The organism is Kurthia massiliensis (assembly GCF_000285555.1).
GTDB lineage: Bacteria > Bacillota > Bacilli > Bacillales_A > Planococcaceae > Kurthia > Kurthia massiliensis.
Window position 1 is genome coordinate 1 of the sequence record NZ_CAEU01000086.1, and the last position, 439, is coordinate 439.

Sequence of the window (439 nt, forward strand, 5' to 3'; positions counted from 1 at the left end):
AACCAAAATGGAACAAAAATTAAAGCGCGAGCAGCGAAAGTTATCTCGTCGCTACGAACAAGCAAAGAAAGAAGGTCGTAACTTACGCGACTGCATGAACTATCAAAAGCAACGTCGTAAAGTGGCTAGCTTGCGTGAGCGTGTTGCGTTTCAACGAGAAGATTTTTTAAACAAGCTATCAACGGAATTGATTCGCAACTATGACGTCATTTGCCTTGAAGATTTAAACACAAAAGGGATGATGAAAAATCGTAAATTGGCAAAAGCAATTAGTGATGTGTCATGGTCCTCTTTTGTGCAAAAACTGATGTATAAGGCAAAGTGGTATGGACGAGAAATCATCAAAGTTTCACGGTTCTATCCATCAAGCCAAATTTGTCATGCCTGCGGTCATCGAGATGGTAAGAAATCACTCGACATTCGCGTATGGACTTGCACA

At 40.8% G+C, this 439-nt stretch carries 1 protein-coding gene; it reads left to right on the forward strand.

Features of this window, described 5'->3' with window-relative positions; all coding sequences use genetic code 11:
* Positions 1-439: RNA-guided endonuclease TnpB family protein (locus KMHG_RS17070; RefSeq protein WP_010285677.1), on the forward strand; the 439-nt coding region annotated here is incomplete at both ends.